Annotated in this window: 15 protein-coding genes; 8 read left to right on the top strand and 7 right to left on the bottom strand. The window is 31.5% G+C overall.

Annotation, left to right across the window (positions count from 1 at the left end; genetic code table 11):
• Positions 1-161: 161 nt before the first annotated feature.
• Both glcP and KA830_RS01730 read right to left on the bottom strand, forming a co-directional pair.
• Complete coding sequence (gene glcP / locus KA830_RS01725; protein WP_019468854.1) at positions 162-1,526, bottom strand: glucose transporter GlcP; 1,365 nt, start codon at positions 1,524-1,526, stop codon at positions 162-164.
• 215 nt (positions 1,527-1,741) lie between these two features.
• Positions 1,742-2,731, bottom strand: a complete 990-nt coding sequence (locus tag KA830_RS01730) for an acrylyl-CoA reductase family protein (RefSeq protein WP_046208541.1) — start codon at positions 2,729-2,731, stop codon at positions 1,742-1,744.
• Positions 2,732-2,986: 255 nt separating this feature from the next.
• Between KA830_RS01730 and KA830_RS01735 the strand changes: the two genes are divergently transcribed.
• Positions 2,987-3,505 (top strand): GNAT family N-acetyltransferase, encoded by a 519-nt coding sequence (locus KA830_RS01735; protein WP_046208540.1) that lies wholly within the window; start codon positions 2,987-2,989, stop codon positions 3,503-3,505.
• Positions 3,506-3,774: 269 nt separating this feature from the next.
• On the top strand, positions 3,775-4,575 hold the full coding sequence (locus KA830_RS01740) for a hypothetical protein (protein ID WP_210134061.1): 801 nt from the start codon (positions 3,775-3,777) through the stop codon (positions 4,573-4,575).
• Between the two features lie 236 nt (positions 4,576-4,811).
• On the opposite strand, the gene KA830_RS01745 is transcribed toward KA830_RS01740, so the two are convergent.
• Positions 4,812-6,515, bottom strand: coding sequence for a CDP-glycerol glycerophosphotransferase family protein (locus KA830_RS01745; protein ID WP_070037506.1), 1,704 nt, complete (start codon positions 6,513-6,515; stop codon positions 4,812-4,814).
• Positions 6,516-6,789: 274 nt separating this feature from the next.
• On the opposite strand from KA830_RS01745, the gene KA830_RS01750 reads away from it, so the two are divergent.
• The gene (locus KA830_RS01750; RefSeq protein ID WP_019468859.1) at positions 6,790-8,394 is read left to right on the top strand and encodes an L-lactate permease; all 1,605 of its coding nucleotides are present in this window, start codon (positions 6,790-6,792) and stop codon (positions 8,392-8,394) included.
• A 123-nt stretch (positions 8,395-8,517) separates the two neighbouring features.
• Here the strand turns inward: KA830_RS01750 and KA830_RS01755 are convergent, their stop codons facing one another.
• Positions 8,518-9,669, bottom strand: coding sequence for a glycosyltransferase family 4 protein (locus KA830_RS01755; RefSeq protein WP_204180288.1), 1,152 nt, complete (start codon positions 9,667-9,669; stop codon positions 8,518-8,520).
• A gap of 393 nt (positions 9,670-10,062) precedes the next feature.
• On the opposite strand from KA830_RS01755, the gene mqo reads away from it, so the two are divergent.
• Positions 10,063-11,541: a malate dehydrogenase (quinone) gene (mqo, locus tag KA830_RS01760; RefSeq protein WP_046208536.1), complete on the top strand. Its 1,479-nt coding sequence runs from the start codon at positions 10,063-10,065 to the stop codon at positions 11,539-11,541.
• A gap of 207 nt (positions 11,542-11,748) precedes the next feature.
• Here mqo and KA830_RS01765 read toward each other — a convergent pair whose 3' ends face one another.
• Together KA830_RS01765 and KA830_RS01770 are read right to left on the bottom strand one after the other, a co-directional pair.
• Positions 11,749-13,113, bottom strand: a complete 1,365-nt coding sequence (locus KA830_RS01765) for a sensor histidine kinase (protein ID WP_046208727.1) — start codon at positions 13,111-13,113, stop codon at positions 11,749-11,751.
• Positions 13,106-13,780 carry a response regulator transcription factor gene (locus KA830_RS01770; RefSeq protein ID WP_019468863.1) on the bottom strand — a complete coding sequence of 225 codons (675 nt, stop codon included), beginning with the start codon at positions 13,778-13,780 and terminating at the stop codon, positions 13,106-13,108. The genes KA830_RS01765 and KA830_RS01770 overlap by 8 nt, the downstream gene beginning before the upstream one ends.
• Positions 13,781-13,935: 155 nt before the next feature.
• Here KA830_RS01770 and KA830_RS01775 point away from each other — a divergent pair, with 155 nt between their 5' ends.
• Together KA830_RS01775 and KA830_RS01780 are read left to right on the top strand one after the other, a co-directional pair.
• A complete protein-coding gene (locus KA830_RS01775) occupies positions 13,936-14,988 on the top strand; it encodes an ABC transporter permease (RefSeq protein ID WP_046208535.1) in 1,053 nt (350 codons plus the stop codon).
• Positions 14,988-15,656 (top strand): ABC transporter ATP-binding protein, encoded by a 669-nt coding sequence (locus tag KA830_RS01780; RefSeq protein WP_019468865.1) that lies wholly within the window; start codon positions 14,988-14,990, stop codon positions 15,654-15,656. The genes KA830_RS01775 and KA830_RS01780 overlap by 1 nt, the downstream gene beginning before the upstream one ends.
• A gap of 160 nt (positions 15,657-15,816) precedes the next feature.
• Here the strand turns inward: KA830_RS01780 and KA830_RS01785 are convergent, their stop codons facing one another.
• A complete protein-coding gene (locus tag KA830_RS01785; RefSeq protein WP_019468866.1) occupies positions 15,817-16,788 on the bottom strand; it encodes a YdcF family protein in 972 nt (323 codons plus the stop codon).
• Between the two features lie 224 nt (positions 16,789-17,012).
• Here KA830_RS01785 and KA830_RS01790 point away from each other — a divergent pair, with 224 nt between their 5' ends.
• Together KA830_RS01790 and KA830_RS01795 are read left to right on the top strand one after the other, a co-directional pair.
• On the top strand, positions 17,013-17,477 hold the full coding sequence (locus tag KA830_RS01790; protein WP_204180286.1) for a MarR family transcriptional regulator TcaR: 465 nt from the start codon (positions 17,013-17,015) through the stop codon (positions 17,475-17,477).
• Between the two features lie 365 nt (positions 17,478-17,842).
• Positions 17,843-19,228, top strand: a complete 1,386-nt coding sequence (locus KA830_RS01795; RefSeq protein ID WP_210134062.1) for a membrane-associated protein TcaA — start codon at positions 17,843-17,845, stop codon at positions 19,226-19,228.
• Positions 19,229-19,413: the final 185 nt, after the last annotated feature.

The raw sequence follows: 19,413 nt of genomic DNA on the forward strand, positions 1-19,413 counted from the left end.
CATATTCAGGGAGAATGATACCAAACCATCTTCTAGGAAGCTATACGGATTAATTTGCAAGATGCAAAGAGAGCTAATCCAGAACGGATTAGCTCTCTTATTTTGAGCATAGGTTTTATACCCTAAAAACTCACATTAATTTTGTTTTAGCAATGTAATGTTTATTTGGATTCTTTAACATTGACATCAGTTGCATTTGTTCTAGATCTTAAATCAGCTTCTATTTCTTCTAAACTACGTCCGCGTGTTTCTGGTAAGTATTTAATAACAAAGATTAAAGCACAGACACCGATAGCTGCAAAGATTAAGAAAACTTGTTCTACTGATAAAACATCAGTCAAAATAGGGAATAATTGCGCAACTAGTAAACTACCAATAGATAGTACTAAAGCAGCGATTCCTGTTGCAGCACCACGTGCGCGCATTGGGAATAATTCTGGTAACATAACCCAAAGTACTGGTCCCCAAGTAAAACCAAAGAAGATGATGAAAAGCGTTAGACAAGCAACCATAATCCATGCAGAAGATTGGATACCAATTGTCCAAACTAATATTGCCATGATTAATAGTGAAGCTACCATACCAATATTACCGATGACTAATAATCGCTTACGATCTATTTTATCAATAATCATAATTGCTACAATCGTAATAAGGACGTTTACGGTACCAATACCAACTGTGCCTAATATAGAAGTTGCATTTCCAAGACCAGCTTTACTAAATATCGTTGGTGCGTAATAAATAATAGCGTTAATACCTATAATTTGTTGTAATAAAGCAAATACACTACCAATGATCAATGTTGGTCTTAACCAAGGTGATTTTAATACATTCCAAGTGCTTTCAGAAATAGCATTTATTTCTTTCATATCAGCAATTTCTTTATCAATTTCGCTTTCTTTAAATGTTAATTTCATAACGTCACGAGCAGCTTTTTCACTTCTGTGTTCAAGTAGCCATCTAGGGCTTTCAGGCATAAATGCTACACCGATTAATAGAATGAGTGAAGGTAATACTGCTAAACCGAGCATCCATCTCCATCCTTCGATTGGAGTGAAAGCATAGTTAATTAAATATGAAGATAAAATACCAATTGTAATCATTAATTGGTTTAAGGAACTTAACGAACCACGTTGTTCGGTAGGTGCCATTTCAGATAAATATACTGGTACGATTGCTGTTGAGCCACCGACAGCTAATCCGATAACAAGTCTACCAATTACTAATACTGGCATTGATGGTGCTAAGGCTAAAATTAATGCACCGACAATATAAATAATAGCGATAATAAATACAACACGTCTACGACCTAATCTATCAGACATAGGTCCACTCGCACCGGAGCCGAAGATAGCGCCGACTAACATCGATGCAACGACAAGTCCTTCAGTAAAACTATTTAACGGTATGTCATCTTTTATAAATAACAGTGCACCTGATATAACCCCCATGTCATAACCATAGAGTAATCCTCCCAATGCACCAAGGAAAAAGATGAGCTTTTTATTCACTTTGATTCCCATATTAACCCTCCTGATAATATTCAATAATAATAAGTATACGCTTTCATATTTTGATTGTAAATGTTAAAGTATAATAAATTTATCTATTGATATATATTTATATGAATTGTAATATTTTTGTAGTTTAAATAAAAATGTATAGTTATATAAGTTGATATCAAATAAAACTCCGCACATCAATTTTTGTTTGATGTGCGGAGTTTTATAAAATCATCTTATGCGTCGAATTCGATAACAATTCTACCAGAATTATTATGTTGAAGCACTTCATCTATGCTGTTTTTAATATCTTTAAAGTTTATATTATGTTTTATATCATGTAATTGATCTGGTTTTAAATCTTTTGATAGACGACGCCAAATATGTTTCCGTTGTCTCATTTCTGTATATACAGAGTCAATACCTATAACGTTTACACCTCTTAATATGAAAGGAAAGACTGAACTATCGAATGTAGCGCCTCCTGTCATGCCAATGAGCGCAACGCTACCATTATAATTAAGTTGCTTAATGATTTGTGAAAAACTGTCACCACCAACTGGATCGATGACTGCTTGCCATGTGCGTTTACCTAAAGGTTTATTATCTTCTTTGTCAATTCTAGAAATAACATCTTTTGCACCTATGGTTTTAAGTGTTTCAGTAGCTTCAGTCTTACCTGTACTAGCGATCACATCATATCCAATGCCATTTAACATCATAATCGCTAATGTTCCTACACCACCTGTTGCACCTCTTACAAGCACTTGATCTTTTTCTACAGATAGTCCATTATGCTCTAATTTTTCAATTGCTAAACCAGCTGTGTAACCTGCTGTCCCATATATCATAGCTTCTTCAAGTGTGAGGTCTTTAGGTAAAGGTACAATCCATTCTTCTTTTACGCGAACATATTCACTAAAACCTCCGAAATGGTCTGTTCCTAAACCGTACCCTGTAACGATGACTTCATCTCCTGGTTCAAAAGCATGTGTGTCAGAGTGAGCTACCACACCTGCTAAATCGATGCCTGGCACCATTGGATAACTGTTAACAATTTTTGAATTGTCTAATGTAGCTAATGCATCTTTATAATTAATTCCAGAGTATTTCGTTTTAATCAACACTTCACCTTCTGGAAGATCATCTATTGTCATATCTTTAAATTCGCTTGTTACTTTGCCGTCTTGTTCATTGACCACAAAAGCTTTAAATGTTTTCGTCATTGCCTTATGGCACTCCCTTATGTATATATATTTATGAACAATTAAAAAACTAGAACTACTTTATCATGATATTGTGAATTTCACAATAAGTGTAAAAGCGCTGATTTAAAAGTAAGCGTTTTAATTTTAACCATCGTAAACTTTATGTCATTTGACTATACTTTAAGTTGTCAAAAAAATATATTAAGTCGTATAGTAACATATTTAACATTTTAGTATACTAATTGACAAGATGGTAAAAAGGGGGCATGCAGTATGACAGATAATATTGAATTGGTAAAACAATCGGAAGTACATCGGTTAAGAGAAATTTGTATTACAACATTTAAACATACATTCAAAGAAGGTGGATATACACAGGAAGATTTTGAAACCTATTTTAAACAGGCATATAATGTGGAAACGTTACAAGACGAATTGAATAATAAACATTCATTCACATATTTTTATCTCAGCAATAATGAAATTGTAGGTTATTTTAAATTAAATATAGACGATGCACAAACTGAGGCAATGGGTGAATCCTACTTAGAAATTCAAAGAATATACTTTTTACCTCAATCACAAGGTGGAGGAAAAGGGAAAAATGTTTTTGATTTTGCAATTAAAAAAGCACGCGAGCTGTATAAAACAAAAATTTGGTTAGGTGTATGGGAGTATAATGAAAAAGCATTGAATTTTTATAAAAAACAAGGCCTACGTATAACAGGTTCCCATGAATTTCATACTGGTAACGTGGTAGATACAGATTTAATTATGGAAAAAACCATATAGTAGCTTTTGTAAAAGTCATTTACCCTGTAATCTATTCAATTATCTTGGCGCATTGTATTCCTATTGCAAAAGCTAGATATTAAATTAAAGTTTCTATTTTTTAAGTTTTTGTAAAAATTATATTTATTTCAAAAAAAGTTTTGATAAAAGGTGTTTATTTTAATAATAATAGTGAATAACATAATAATTCTCATTTATCCTAATTGTTAAACACATTACATAATTTTAAGTTAGGCAATGGGAAGGACACAACTAAGGAGGCTTATTATATGAAGAAGTTATTAGCAGGTTTTCTTACACTTACATTAGCACTTGCTGCTTGTTCTAATGGTAGTGATGACAATGGTGGTAGTAAAGACGATAGTTCGAAAGACAAACAGTCTTCTGATGACAAATCAAAAGACTCAAAAGATTCTAAGAGCGATGACAAAAAGGACAATGATAGTTCCGATAAAGATTCAGATAGTAATTCGGACAACAAATCAGACAGTGATGCTGATAAAAATAGTTCTGACTCAGACTCTAGTTCTAACTCTGATGATAGCAGCAATTCTGGAAACAGTGACAATGCCAATGATAGTTCGACTAACGGTTCCAACGGCAGTGATAACAATAGCGATAATTCAAATAATGATAACAATTCAAGCAATGCGGATAGCAATGATAGTACAGCAAGTAATGCAAATAGTAATGCTGATCAAGCATCTAATAGTGCAGGTAATTCAAATGCGGGCAACACAGGTAACAGTGGTGCTTCTCAATATGTGGCACCTTATCAAGGTCAAAATGCAGTGCCAGTCGCACAAAACATTACTTCAGGTAGCACTGACGCACAAACAGCTTTACAGTCATTGCCTAATTTCCAAAACGCTTTAGACAATGCAACTGCTGAAGTCAATGCGTTAAATGGCCAATCAAATCCTTATAATGATTATGCTATTGAAGGAAGCGAAGGGAATTATAGCTATATCTTTAGCTTCCAAAACCAAGCACAAGCTGGTAGTTATTCAATTGTAACTGTTGACCAACAAGGAACTGTTAGAGTAGTTGATCCAGCTTACCAACAATAAAAGCATTATAAAATAACGTGATTTTTATACGTATTATAAAAAAGTGGCAAGTAGAAAGCATTAACTTCTAACTTGCCACTTTTTAATTTGGTAAAATTTTCTTTATGTGCGAATCGTTCGAGTATGATTCCTTTAAATGCATTTTATATTTAAATAAAAGCACCAAAGCCAATATTCATAATTTAAACTTTGAATTTTAAATTAGAATAACAAATTGTTGGTTGTATATGTGATGATTAGTTTAATTTATTGGAATTAATCGACTTTTGAATAATATGTGAAATCGTTTCAAAGGCATGGTTGTCTTTATTTATAAACGGATTAGCATGTATATCTTTCATTTGGTGACTGATTAAATCATTTAAGAGCGCTTTTGAATCACTATATCTAACTGTAGAAAGAGAATGCATAACATCTTCATAAACACCGCGTTCACTCACATATTTTTCATGGTCAGGCGTATATTGGCAGACAGTTTTATCAATCGTAAGTGCATCAAAAATAAGTGAAGAATAGTCTGTTAATACTGTATCTGATACTAACAATAAATCTTGAACTTCAATATGTGATGGCGCAATGATAGCATTTTCAGGTATATAGTTAGATTGGTCGTTGATATGTCCTTTAAAGATAACATTATATTTATTCAATAAGCCATCACTCATTGGTAACAAATCGGTTGCTTCATTTGCTGCTTTCCATGTAGGAACATAAAGTAATGTTTGTTTTTGAGGATCTAGTTTTAATTCTTTCTTTATAAATGAGATATATGGTTGATCAGATTGTTTATCTAACAGATATCTAATTCTCGGATACCCACAATTTAATAAGTGTGTGTGTTGTTGTGGAAACGCAGACTTGAAATGTTCCATAATGGCTCCGGAATCACTGATGAAGTAATCTTGTTGCAACCATTTATTATATTTGCGTGCACGATAATTATAGATATTGAGATTCTCATTAGGTTCATGACTATCTAAAAATAGTTTTTTAATAGGTGTGCCATGCCATAGTTGTATAATTGTACCATTTGGTTTGATATCATCAGGGATATCGTTTTCTAAAATAACCACACTTGCTGTTTCTATTAGATTTTTTGATTTCGCGTCATTTGGATCGATAAAATTAGGGCCATTTACATCATTCGTTATAAAAAATATAGGTAATTTAGAAAAGTACTTTGCAAAATGATTAAATAAATAGCGAGAATTACCTCGAAATCCATAATCAAAACCTAAAAAGACGATATGATTTTTAACTTTCGATTTATCTTTCTTATAAATATAACTGCTTTCATAATGTTTTTTTTCGTAATGACGATGAACTAAAGTATAAATCCAATGTGGAAGTTTGAATTTAGTATTTTTAAGCACTTTATCTGTAAATCGAATGTCGTCATGATTAGGCGCTAGTGTTTCACTATTTTTAAATGGTATCGAGTGTTTATGTTCAAAGGCTAATTTGTTTAAATTGAATTTAGTAGTGTTTAATGGCGTGAATGCTTGAATATAATCCCATATAGCACTACTGGTTGTAAAAGCATGTTTGAAATTGAAAACGACATGGCTATCTGTTGCTACATCATCTTGCAATAGTGATAATAATGCTAAGTCAAATATATTATTAATGGTATAATTGTTTATTATTTTTTGAGTGGTTTCTATATGGAAAATAATATTTGGAAAATGATTTAGATTATCCATCCAATCATTAAAAGTGATTTCGGGTTTACCAAAATATCGGCAATCATTTAAATATTGTTGATTGATTGTATAATCTGCAACGATAGTGACCGGTTTTAGTGTAACTGCGTCTAACATCGATTGATAAATTTCACTATTTTGATCTATATATACAAAGTGAGTATATCCTTGTGCTGTAGCTTTCTCAAGGTCCTTTACGAAAAGGTCCCACGTTGAAACTTCTATTTGCTTTATCATTTATAATCCCTCGATTTAAATATTATTATCCTTATTTTATCATTTAATACGTCATAGATAAAAGAAACTTCAATATTCATATTAGGATTGAAGAATTGCGTTTGAGATGATGTATATTCAATTGGAGTTTATTAGAAAAATAAAAAACTTTAATTTTAGGCTATTAATTTTTTGGAAATTATTGTATTTTACTTAAAGTAGATGTTATAATTTATGTGAAATAATTCACAAACGGAAGATGATTAATTAATTTAAGTATAGGAAGTGAGTATAAATGTTTGTAGAAAGTATTAACCCCTTTAACAATGTATTGTTATCCAGTATTGTAGCCGCTATCCCTATCATTTTATTTTTATTATGCTTAACCATTTTCAAAATGAAAGGGATATATGCGTCAATTACGACATTAGTAGTTACATTGATACTTGCAATAACGATATTCAAATTGCCTATGAATATCGCAACAGGTGCATCAATTGAAGGATTTTTCCAAGGCATCATTCCAATTGGTTATATTGTGATTATGGCAGTGCTGTTATATAAGGTTACAAATGAAACTGGGCAATTTGATAAGATTCAAGATAGTATTGCGAGTGTATCGCAAGATCATCGTATTCAATTATTGCTCATAGGTTTTGCGTTTAATGGATTTTTAGAAGGTGCAGCAGGTTTTGGTGTGCCGATTGCCATATGTGCCTTGTTATTAACTCAATTAGGCTTTAAACCTTTAGAAGCTGCAATGTTATGTTTAATTGCTAATGCTTCAGCTGGTGCATTTGGAGCAATTGGCTTGCCTGTAACAGTGATTGATACACTTGGTTTACCAAGTGATGTTACAGGATTTGCGGTTTCTCAAATGTCTGCTTTAACTTTATCGATTATGAATATGTTTATCCCATTTTTATTAGTATGGATTATTGACGGTTTTAAAGGTATTAAAGAAACGTTACCAGCAATCCTTATTGTTGGTGGAACTTTTACGATATTACAAGCTTTGATTACGGTGTTTATTGGACCAGAACTAGCTGATATTATCCCACCGTTAGTATCAATGTTAGCGTTAGCCTTATATTCTAAAAAACATCAGCCTAAAAATATATTTAGGTTGAAAGATAGTGGAGAACCTAAGTCTATTGTAAAACATAATTTTAAAACTTTAATATATGCATGGAGTCCATTTGTGATTTTAACAGCATTAGTTATGATTTGGAGTGCACCACAATTTAAAGCGTTGTTCTCACCTAATGGTGCGTTGAGCGCATTAGTATTTAATATTCAACTACCAGGTACGTATAGTGACATTGCTGACAAAGCAATTACATTACCACTCAATATCATTGGACAAACTGGTACAGCGATTTTATTAGTAATTTTAATAACTATATTAATGTCAAAACAAGTGAACATGCTTGATGCAACACGCTTATTAAAATTAACTTTTAAAGAATTATGGTTACCTATTATTACAATTTGTATTATTTTAATTATTTCTAAATTGATGACTTATGCAGGTTTAAGTAATGCTTTAGGTGAAGGTATTGCTAAAGCAGGATCAATCTTCCCGCTATTGTCACCTATCTTAGGTTGGATTGGCGTATTTTTAACTGGTTCTGTGACAAATAATAATACACTATTTGCTCCGATACAGTCAGCGGTAGCTAATAATATTGGTACAAGCGGTGCATTGCTTGTATCTGCAAATACAGTAGGTGGTGTAGCAGCGAAATTAATTTCACCACAATCCATTGCGATTGCAACTGCATCTGTACAACAAGTAGGTAAAGAATCAGAGTTATTAAAAATGACGTTACGCTATAGTTTTGCATTTATTATCTTTATATGTTTATGGACTTTCATGTTGAACTTTATCATTCATTAAAGCATCATCATGGTTATGGCTGTTAGTAAGATGCCTGTGATTATGGCATATTACAGATGATTAGGTTTATTGTAATAAAATATAAAGATCGAAATGAAAAAAGAAGCCGTTTGGCTTCTTTTTTTATTTCGATGCAATCATCATTTGAAAGTAATGGTAGACTGAATCTGATGAAAATAATTGGACGGTTTGATACCCATTTTCTATAATGGCTTGTTTATTAAATTCCTGATTGATAAGTCTGAGTAGTTTATTAGAAAGATCTTTTACATTTCCATGCGATACGAGGTATCCATTGACGTTATTTTGTATCAGAGCGTCTGGTCCTGCATTACCATCAAAACTAACCACGACATTACCTTGATTCATAGCTTCTAAAATTACCATTCCGAACCCTTCATTACGAGAAGGGACGACTGTAATATCACTTTTAGCTAATTTTTCGTTTAATTGCTGAGTTGAACCATAAAGTTTTACGATATCTGCTAGTTGGTGCTCTATGACTAATTGTTGTAAAAGCTCATGCTCTTTTCCGTCACCATAGATGTGTATTTGATATTTAAAACGTCTGACTTCTTGTTGAATAGGTATGATACTTTGAATTAATAGGTCGAACCCTTTTTCGTATTCTAGTCGTCCTGCGGCAGTAATGATTTTTTCTTTTGATATTGAGAGACGGGGCTCATTTAAAATGTTGGGTATGACATAAACAGGAGTTTGAACAAAAGATTCATATTTACTTTTATCACTTTCTGTTAGTGTGGTTATTTTGTCTAAATATTGATAAGCATCTAAGATTTCTTGTTGTAGGGCATCGTTATGTGCTTCAAAATTCATATGTTCCATACCTATTTTCTCTACATTTTGTGGACCATAGTGAGCAATTAATATATTAAAACTCGCACGTGTACCAATGAGCATATCAGTGGAAACATTGCGTATTGCTTGAATCATTTTCTTTTCTATATAATGTGAAAACTGATAAAGACCTGGTTCATATTGTGAAATTAATTTTGGTCTAGAAAACGGAGTGTATTTGCGGATTCTATTAAAAAATATAGCTTTAATATTTAAAAAATGTAACTGATAGTCTGTTAAAGCACGAACTTTAATAGATTTATGTAGTTTGAAATAAGGTTTAGAAGCCCCCTTGAAAACGGAAATGATTTCAACCTTATGACCTTTTTCGGCTAAAACATTAGCTAATTGAGAAATAGATTTAACAGTACCACCCATAGCATAAACATTATGCGTAAAAAAAGTGATAGATTTCATTGGAATACCTCCAAAAGTATAAGAATTAAATTAAAATTTATTATAGCATGAAATTTAAGAGAGTGATAAAGTAATGAATGTTATGTGTGACACAATGTAATTTGATTTTAAGTGTCTAATGTTAATTGCAATTTAAGTCGTCTCATAGCTATTATAGTTAACAGGTATTAACATAATTTGAGTAGAATTACTGAAAGCCCTTTTTTCATAGGACAATAACGTATATAATTAGAAGTGTGACAAAAGATTCTGCTATTTTTTTAACATTTAGTATAATTATAGTAGATTAAGATTTAAATTATTCACTATAGAAAACGCTTTATCATGGCTGTGATTTTCCTAGATAAAGATAACGTGTCTATAAACATATATAAAAGGGGGACTGTGTTTGTTATGAGTAAACAACATAGCAAAACAGATGTCATATTAATTGGCGGCGGTATCATGAGCGCAACACTAGGAACGTTATTAAAAGAACTTGCACCTGAGAAAGATATTAAAATGTTTGAAAGATTATCTACACCAGCAGAAGAAAGTTCAAATGCGTGGAATAATGCAGGAACAGGGCATTCTGCATTATGCGAATTAAATTATACAAACGAAAACAAAGATGGATCAATCGATATTTCTAAAGCTGTTAAAATTAATGAACAGTTTCAAATTACAAAGCAATTTTGGAATTATCTTGTTAAGCAAGGTCAATTATCAAAACCTGAAGCCTTTATTAAACCTGTGCCGCATATGAGTTTTGTACAGGGTGTACGCAATGTAGATTTTTTAAGAAGACGTGTAGAAAGATTAAATAAAAATATTTTATTTAGTAATATGGAAATTACAGATGACAAAGCGCAAATTTCTGAATGGGCACCGTTGATTATGGAAGGGCGTACATCTAATATACCAATGGCTATTACATATGATAAAACGGGGACAGATGTGAATTTTAGTGCGTTAACAAAAAAATTATTTTCAAATTTAGAAGATAAACATGTAGAACTTAATTACGAACATGAAGTAGAAAACCTAAGTCAACGTAAGGATGGCACTTGGGAAGTTAAAGTGAAAGATTTGAAAACGGATGAAGTGACAATAGTGGAAAGTGATTTTGTGTTTATTGGTGCCGGTGGTGCTAGTTTACCTTTATTACAAAAAACAGGTATCAAGGAATCTAAACATATTGGTGGATTCCCAGTAAGTGGTCTGTTCTTAGTATGTAGAGATGAGGCTATCACATCAAAACATCTTGCTAAAGTTTATGGAAAAGCAGCTGTTGGTGCGCCGCCAATGTCAGTACCACATTTAGATACACGCTATATTGATGGCAAACGTACATTATTGTTTGGGCCATTTGCTGGTTTTTCACCTAAATTTTTAAAGACTGGTTCAAATATGGATTTAATAAAATCAGTGAAACCAAACAACCTTATTACAATGCTATCGGCAGGAATTAAAGAAATGAACTTAACTAAATATTTAATTTCTCAACTCACATTATCAAATGAAGAGAGAATGGAAGATTTACGTCAATTTGTGCCAAATGCAAAAAGCGAAAACTGGGAAATTGTGGTTGCTGGACAACGTGTACAAGTCATTAAAGATACAGATAAAGGAAAAGGCACGTTACAATTTGGTACAGAAGTCATTACTTCCGAAGATGGTTCTTTAGCAGCATTGTTAGGTGCCTCTCCAGGTGCTTCAACTGCTGTTGACATCATGTTAGATGTACTTCAACGTTGTTATAAACAAGAATTTAACAATTGGGAAGAAAAAGTTAAAGAAATAGTGCCTTCATTCGGTATGAAATTATCGGAAAATGAAGCTCTATACACTCAAATTAATAAAGAAATAACTAAAAACTTAAAGATTAATTAATAGATATAGTACACTCATTTTAACAAATGAGAAGCTTGGGAGATAAATAGCCATAGTCAAAGTAAGAGCGCTAATCCACAAAGGATTAGCGCTTTTTTGTATTTAAAATCTCGAGGTTTTAATTGTCTATGTTTGCTAGAAAATATTGTAGCCTGTTATGAGCTTTAACTCATAAAATTCATAGGTATCAACTCACTTGTTACATTATTATTTATGGATGGTAACAGTGAATGTCGTACCTTCATATTTCGTACTTGCTACTTCAATTGTACCATTGTGTAATTCAAAAATTGCTTTCGCAATAGCTAAGCCTAAGCCATTGCTATTATCATGATTGCTTGCTTTATAGAAACGCTCAAATAGACGAGATTGGGTTTCTGGTGTCATGCCTTGACCATCATCAGTGATATTAAAATGAATTTGATCGGTATCATGTGTGAGTGTAATATCAATTGTACCCCCTTGTTCAGAATATTTGATCGCGTTCGTTATTAAGTTTTGAAAAGCTTGATTTAGTAAGCGCTCATTCCCAATTATAGATACATTAGCTAAATCAGACATAATGATTAAATCTTTTTGATTCGTCGCAAATTGTTCATGGCGTATAATCTGTTTAATCAGTTTATTAAGTTCGATGTTGTCAGTTAATTCTAGATGTTCGCCATTATCAATTTCTGATAATAATAAAAGTTCTTTGGTTAATTCACTGAGCTGTGTTGTAATTTGGTATATTTCATCGATATATTTTTCACGAGCTGTTGCGTCTTTAGCGAATTTTAATTGATCAAGTAAATGATGAATATGTGTTAATGGTGTTTTGATCTCATGTGAAACATTTTGAACAAAGTGCTGTCTCATGTCATCGACTTGTTTTAAAGAGAGTCTCATTTTATCAAATCGATATTGTAATGTGCCAAATTCATCATTACGTTTAATGTCTATCGGTACATCAAAATTGCCTTCCATTAACCTTTCAGTCGCTTGTTTTAACTGTTGTATCGGTTTAATAATCATATAAGTTGAAGAAATAACCCAAATGATTGAGATGACTAATAAGAGTGTAATTAATATGACTAAGAAAATTCTAAATTCACTAAAAGTTTTTCCGATGTCTGGTCTCATAAAAACAGCATAATTTTGACCATTGGATTGAAATTGCACACCCACAGTATTTTGAGTAGTATTTTCAAAAAATCCAGTGATAAAAGGGTTGTAGGGCAAATTTCTTATCCCATGATAATCATGGCCATTTAACACAGATTTAATGTTTTTAGAGTCAACATTATCTTTTCTAAATGCAGTGCCATAATAAGCCTTTTTGCCATTTTCTGAGACGGTCATCACTTGATAATTCATTTGTCCAAGATGTTTGAAAAAGGGTTTTGGCATTTGTATCTTAGATTCTTTTTCATAGGAAATAGCATCTTTTAATGTTCTCATTATTTTTGCATCATTATTCTCTTTTAAATGATTGTGATAAATAATGTTAGTTAATAGAAAACTAAGCAATGCACTCGATAGTAAAATGACGACAGTATAAATAGCAATACGTGAATATAGTGATTTAAACATTGTCATCAACCTTGTATCCTAAGCCACGTACTGTATGAATCGTAATCGTAGCTCCTAACTTTGACAATCGCTTTCTCAAACGCTTAATGTGTACGTCAACGGTCCGTTCATCACCTTCATAGTCAAAGCCCCAAATTTTTTCAATCAAATCGTCACGGTTAAATACTTGTTTTGGATGTGAAGCAAGTAAGAATAAGAGTTGAAACTCTTTATTTGGTAAGTTCATTGATTTAGTAGAAGATTGAAGTTCTAAATAAGCTTGATTGAGCGTGAGATTTCCAACTTTCAATTCATTATTAGCATTTATATTATACCGTTTTAATACTGCTTTTATTCTAAAGATAAGCTCTTTTACTTCAAATGGCTTAGTAACATAATCGTCTGTACCAGTTAAATATGCTTGTTCCTTATCACTAAGTGCGTCTCTTGCTGTTAACATAATGACAGGCATTTCAAAATCTTCTTTTAAAACTTTACATAGTTCAAAACCACTCATGCCAGGCATCATTACATCGACGATAGCAATATCAACCTGATGTGTATCTAAATACGACAGTGCGTTTTCAGCACTTGATTGTGTCACAACATCTAGTCCTTCTCGTGAAATATAATTTGAAACATATTCTAAAATTTTACTGTCATCATCGACAATTAAACAAGTTGTCATGCTCAAAATCTCCTTAATCATTTTACAGACATTATATATGGAAAAATTTAACTTAACAAATAGGAAATAATTTAAAAAGTTAATCATAGTTCATATTGAGTTCATATAAAGACCTTAAACTTTAAATATAAGTTCTTGAAAGGGAGTGAAACACTATGAAATTGGCATGGCAAGAGATAAAATATTATAAATTTCGTTATATATTAATCATGTTAATTATATTGTTATTAGGTGTTATGGTTTTATTTATTAGTGGGTTGGCACAAGGTTTAGCAAGAGAAAATATTTCTATGTTAGATAATATGAAGTCAGAAAAATATGTGATGCAAAATAACAAAACACCACAAATCGAAAAATCAATTATTAAACCAGAACAGCAAGAGAAAATTGAAGATATTAGTGGACAGTCACCTTTAAAAATAGCATCTCAAACTTTGAAAATTGATAAAGATGAAGAAGATGTTGTTATGACGAATACAGTGAAAAATGAAAAACCAGAATTGTCAGAAGGACATTATCCTAAAAAAGACAATGAAGTTGCAATTAATAGTAAATTAACTGCAAGTGGGGTAGATGTTGGAGACAACATTAAAATTAAAGACGGTGAAACGTTAAAAGTATCAGGTATTTTGGATGACACAATGTATTCTCATAGTTCAGTGGTTATGATGAATAATAGTGGATTTGATAAATTGAATAAAAATGTAAGTACCGTTTATCCAATTCAAGATATGTCACAAAAACAGATAAATAAATTAGAAGATATTAATGGTATCGATGTATTTACGGAAGACGATATCACAAGTGAAATACCGAGTTATCAAGCAGAACAAGCACCACTTAATATGATGATAGTTAGCTTGTTTGTCATTTCTGCTATAGTTCTCAGTGCATTTTTCTATGTTATGACGATACAAAAAATTCCAGAAATCGGTATTTTAAAAGCAATTGGTATCAAGACAAGACATTTACTAAGTGCTTTAGTATTACAAATATTAATAACTACAATGGTTGCAGTGATAATTGCTGTTGCATTAATTAGTGGTTTATCATTAATAATGCCAATTTCTATGCCTTTCCACGTAACTGTTGCGAATATATTATTAGTCGTAGGCATTTTCATCGTTGTTGCAATTGTTGGCGCAGCACTATCATTTATTAAATTATTTAAAGTAGATCCTATTGAAGCTATCGGAGGTGGAGAATAATGAGTTTACAAGTTAAAGATATAAAAAAATCCTTTGGGAAAGGTTCTTCCGAAACTAAAGTTTTAAAAGGGATTAATTTTGAAGTGAATGAAGGAGAATTTGTAATTTTAAACGGTGCTTCAGGCTCAGGTAAAACAACGCTTTTAACTATTTTAGGTGGGCTATTGTCACAAAGTGGTGGTGAAATATTATATAATGGTGAGCATTTATATGATAGTGATAAAAAAGCTTCTGAGCTAAGACTAAATGAAATTGGATTTATATTTCAATCTTCACACTTAGTACCTTATTTAAAAGTTAAAGATCAGTTAACAACAATAGGTAAAGAAGCAGGTATGTCTAAAAAAGAAGCCACTGATAGATCAGAAAAACTATTAACACAAATCGGTTTAGCAGAACAGCTCAACGTATTTCCACACACACTTTCAGGCGGACAAAAGCAACGTGTTGCCATCATGAGATCATTGATGAATCATCCGAAAATAATCTTAGCTGACGAACCAACTGCAAGTTTAGACGCTGAACGTGCCACAGAAGTGATAGATATGATTAAAAATCAAATTCAAAGTAAAAATATGATTGGTATTATGATAACCCACGATAAAAGACTATTTGATTATGCTGATAGAGTCATCGAATTAGATGATGGTGTCATCGTTGATCAATAGTATAATTAAATGAACCGTAATATAATTATGATTCCTAAATCAATGGAGTGGGACAGAAATCTTTTAATAAAATTAGACTTCTGTCCCACTCTTTTTCTATGAAGAAAACACTATATTCTATTGTAAATAGGATGCACAAATTATTTTGTGTATAGTGGCTTTAAATGGATGGAATATGCCACAACGCCATCATACTTGCCCAAAATAACACTACAAAGTAACAAGTTAGTAAAAGCTTATATTGGTACATGATTGCTAAAAAATCCCTAATTAATGCAATTTCAAAGAAATGATAAGGTGTATGACTGCCGACACCTTTTAAGTTGAGGTTTAATTTTTGTCCAAACCTTAAAGCGCGCATAATATGAAATTGACTTGTGACACATAGGATACTTGGTTCATATCTATATAATTGTTGAATGAGCACTTTTGTATATTTAAGGTTTTCTAAAGTGCTCGTAGACTGGTCTTCAAGTACTATCATTGAAGGATTAATATTTCTTTGTACTAAGTATCGATACATAGCCAAGGCCTCTGAAATTGGTTCGTCAGGACCTTGTCCACCACTTACAATGAGTCGAGCATTTGGATTTAAATGGTGTAATGCTATAGCTTTGTTTAATCTTTTAGCTAGCATAGGTGTTACTTGATCAGTAAAAATACCTGCGCCTAATACCAATATGACATCAAAGTCTTCTTTGTATGTAACATTTGAAAATGCAGATGTGCAAAGCGCATAACAAATGAAGGTGAAACATGCACTAAATGCAATAGCAGCTAACCAATAAAAAATCACATTGATACCTACAGGTATTAGACTAATATAAGCACAAGCAATCATAAATAGTAATACTCTATATGCAATAGCATACAAACGGCGCAAAAAAAGTGCGCTTAATCTATGTTTAAATAAATGATGATGTTTGATGTGTATTAACAACACGCCAACAAACATAGTGAATATGAGTGGCATAGGCAAAGATAACTTACCTACATGTAAGATGATTACAAAGTAACCTAAAATAATTTGAATTACAAAAAAAGTTAAATTAGTAGTGAATTTGAAATTTTTAATCATAGCAATAAAACCACATAAAATAATTAAACTTATAATTAAAGACAACGTATACATGGTTCACCCCGAAAGTTTATAATATTTTAAATGTAGAGCAATTATTAAAATTAATCAAATTTTAATGGTATTGTATTTTGTAATTTTGCTAGATTTAACAATTAAAAAACGCAGTGAATACAAATTTCTGCTTTTATACCATCTCGAATATTGATATTATAAACATAATATAAAAAAAATAACGTTTACTTATGTGAGCTAGAATAGTAGAGGTGCGAGAAGTTATGGTTAAAAATTTAAGTAGTCATATTGATTTTATGGGTGAATTTATAAATGATGTGAATACTTTGTTAGCTAAATTGTTAAAAGAATTAAGAGAAGACTATAACGTATCAAAAGAGCAGGCCAATGTTATATTAATGTTAGAAAACGAAAAAACCATGACGCTAACTGAAATAACTGAAAGACAAGGCGTAAATAAAGCTGCCGTTAGCCGGAGAATCAAAAAATTAATACAAGCAGAAGTAGTTCAATGGGAGAAAGCAGAAGAAAATATAGATCAAAGATTAAAATATATTAAATTAACAGAAAGAGGCAAACAATTTAATAAACAAAGTAAGGAAATTATCAATACGATTGTCAGTGATATTTTACACGACTTGTCTGATGAACAAATCGAACAAGCACGTTATGTTTTAGAAATTATTGACCAAAGATTAAAAAATTTCAATTTGAAGCACAGTATTTAATAGTATAAGCAATGAAAGTATTTAAAAGCAAAGCTAAATACATTTAATTAAAATCATGCTTCAACAACCGGAATGACGTACCCAAGTTAAAATGATTCATTTGAAGTGCATAATTAAAAGCTTAAGCTATATAAGATGAAAGAAAAAATCATAGAAGATATAAGAAGACATTGGACTAATGATGTATATCTTTTACTGATTTATATACATATAATAGAAATAAGGTAGCGTAAAAATAAATTTCACTTAATTAAAAAACTACAAAAAATTGGTGGAAATGGCTTGATAAAGCCATATAGTTTATAAATATATTATGTTAAAATAACGGGATAATGTAAAAAATAAGGACTGAGCGTGGTGATAAAATGCAAAAGTGCCCTAAATGTGGGGGAAATATAAGGATAGGACAACGAAGATGTAGTCATTGTGGCTATCGTATAGAGTCGACAAGTAACGAAAAAATGACTCGAACTTCAAAAGAAAACAAAAAAACTGTTAATAACAAAGCAAGGAAAATTATTCCCTGGGGTATTGCAGCTTTTATCATTATTCTACTGGTGATTATATTTATCTTATTGAAAAATTTTAATTCTCCGGAAGCACAATCGGAAATATTAATTAATGCTGTAGATAATAATGATACTCAAAAATTATCAACCTTATTAAGCACACAAAATAATAGTGTGGATGAAAATGAGACTAAAGCTTATATTAAATATATAAAAAAAGAAGTTGGCATGAAACAATATACAAAAGATATTAAACAAAAAATAGCTTCTTTAAATAATAATGAGACGAGTGAGGAAGACTTTGTAACAGCCAAAAATGGTGAAAAAGTTTTGCGTATCAGTAAAAATGGGCGACGTTATTTGATATTTGATAACATGAGTTTTACAGCACCTACAAAAGAAGCGATTGTAAAGCCTAAGTACGATGCAACATATAAATTTAAAGCAAATGATAAGCAAAGAACTGTTCACGCACAGAAGAATAAGACGACGGTACTTGGTGAATTCATACCAGGTGATTACGTTATCGAGTCTAAAAAGGAAATGGCTAACGGACAGTTTAGTGGTGAACTCAAATTTAATTTTAATAATAGTAATCATGAAACAGTTGACGTTTCAGAAGATTTTAATGAAGCTTATATTGTCTTAGATTTAAAAGGCGCATCAGAAATTGATAAAGATACGGTTAAAGTGAAAGTAAATGATAAAACATATGACTATAATAATAATAAAGAAATAGGACCATATCCAAAAACACAAGAATTAACAGTTTCTGCCGAAGGTGAAGCGAAGAAAAAGACATTTAAATCAGCTGAAACGACTGTTAAAACGGATAACTTGAAAGATAAAACATATGTAACATTGAATTTTGATGGTGATGAAATTCAAGATTATGTTGATAAAAAAGAAAAAGAAGAAAATAGTTTCAGAAATAAGGTGGTTCGTTTTTTCGGTAATTATACTGCTGCAATGAATAACGCGCATAGCCAAAGTAACTTTAATTTAGTTTCATCTTATCTGAAAAAGAATAGCAATAACTACAAGTCTACAAAAAATCAAGTGAAAGAAAATGCTATTTTTTATTTACCACAGCCACAAATCACTGAAATTGTGAGACAAGGTGAAACATTTTATATTACTGCTCAAACCGTCAAAGAAGACGGACAATATGGCGAAGTGAACTATCAACTTGAAGGCGATGATGATGCCAGTAATCTCAAGGTAGTGAAATATTCGGAATAGTAATGTAGTGAAATGCTTGTCAATATCACTTTGATAAATGTAGTAGTAGAAAAATAGAGCAATTTGAGAATAAACTCATTCTGACTCATGTATAAGCGTCAATTTCTATAACAGTTAGTAGAAATTGACGCTTTCTTTGTTTTTGAGCTAAAGCTATAATGGTAATAATGCTTATTCATAATATT

This window comes from Staphylococcus sp. GDY8P119P, assembly GCF_017892075.1.
Lineage (GTDB): Bacteria > Bacillota > Bacilli > Staphylococcales > Staphylococcaceae > Staphylococcus > Staphylococcus ureilyticus.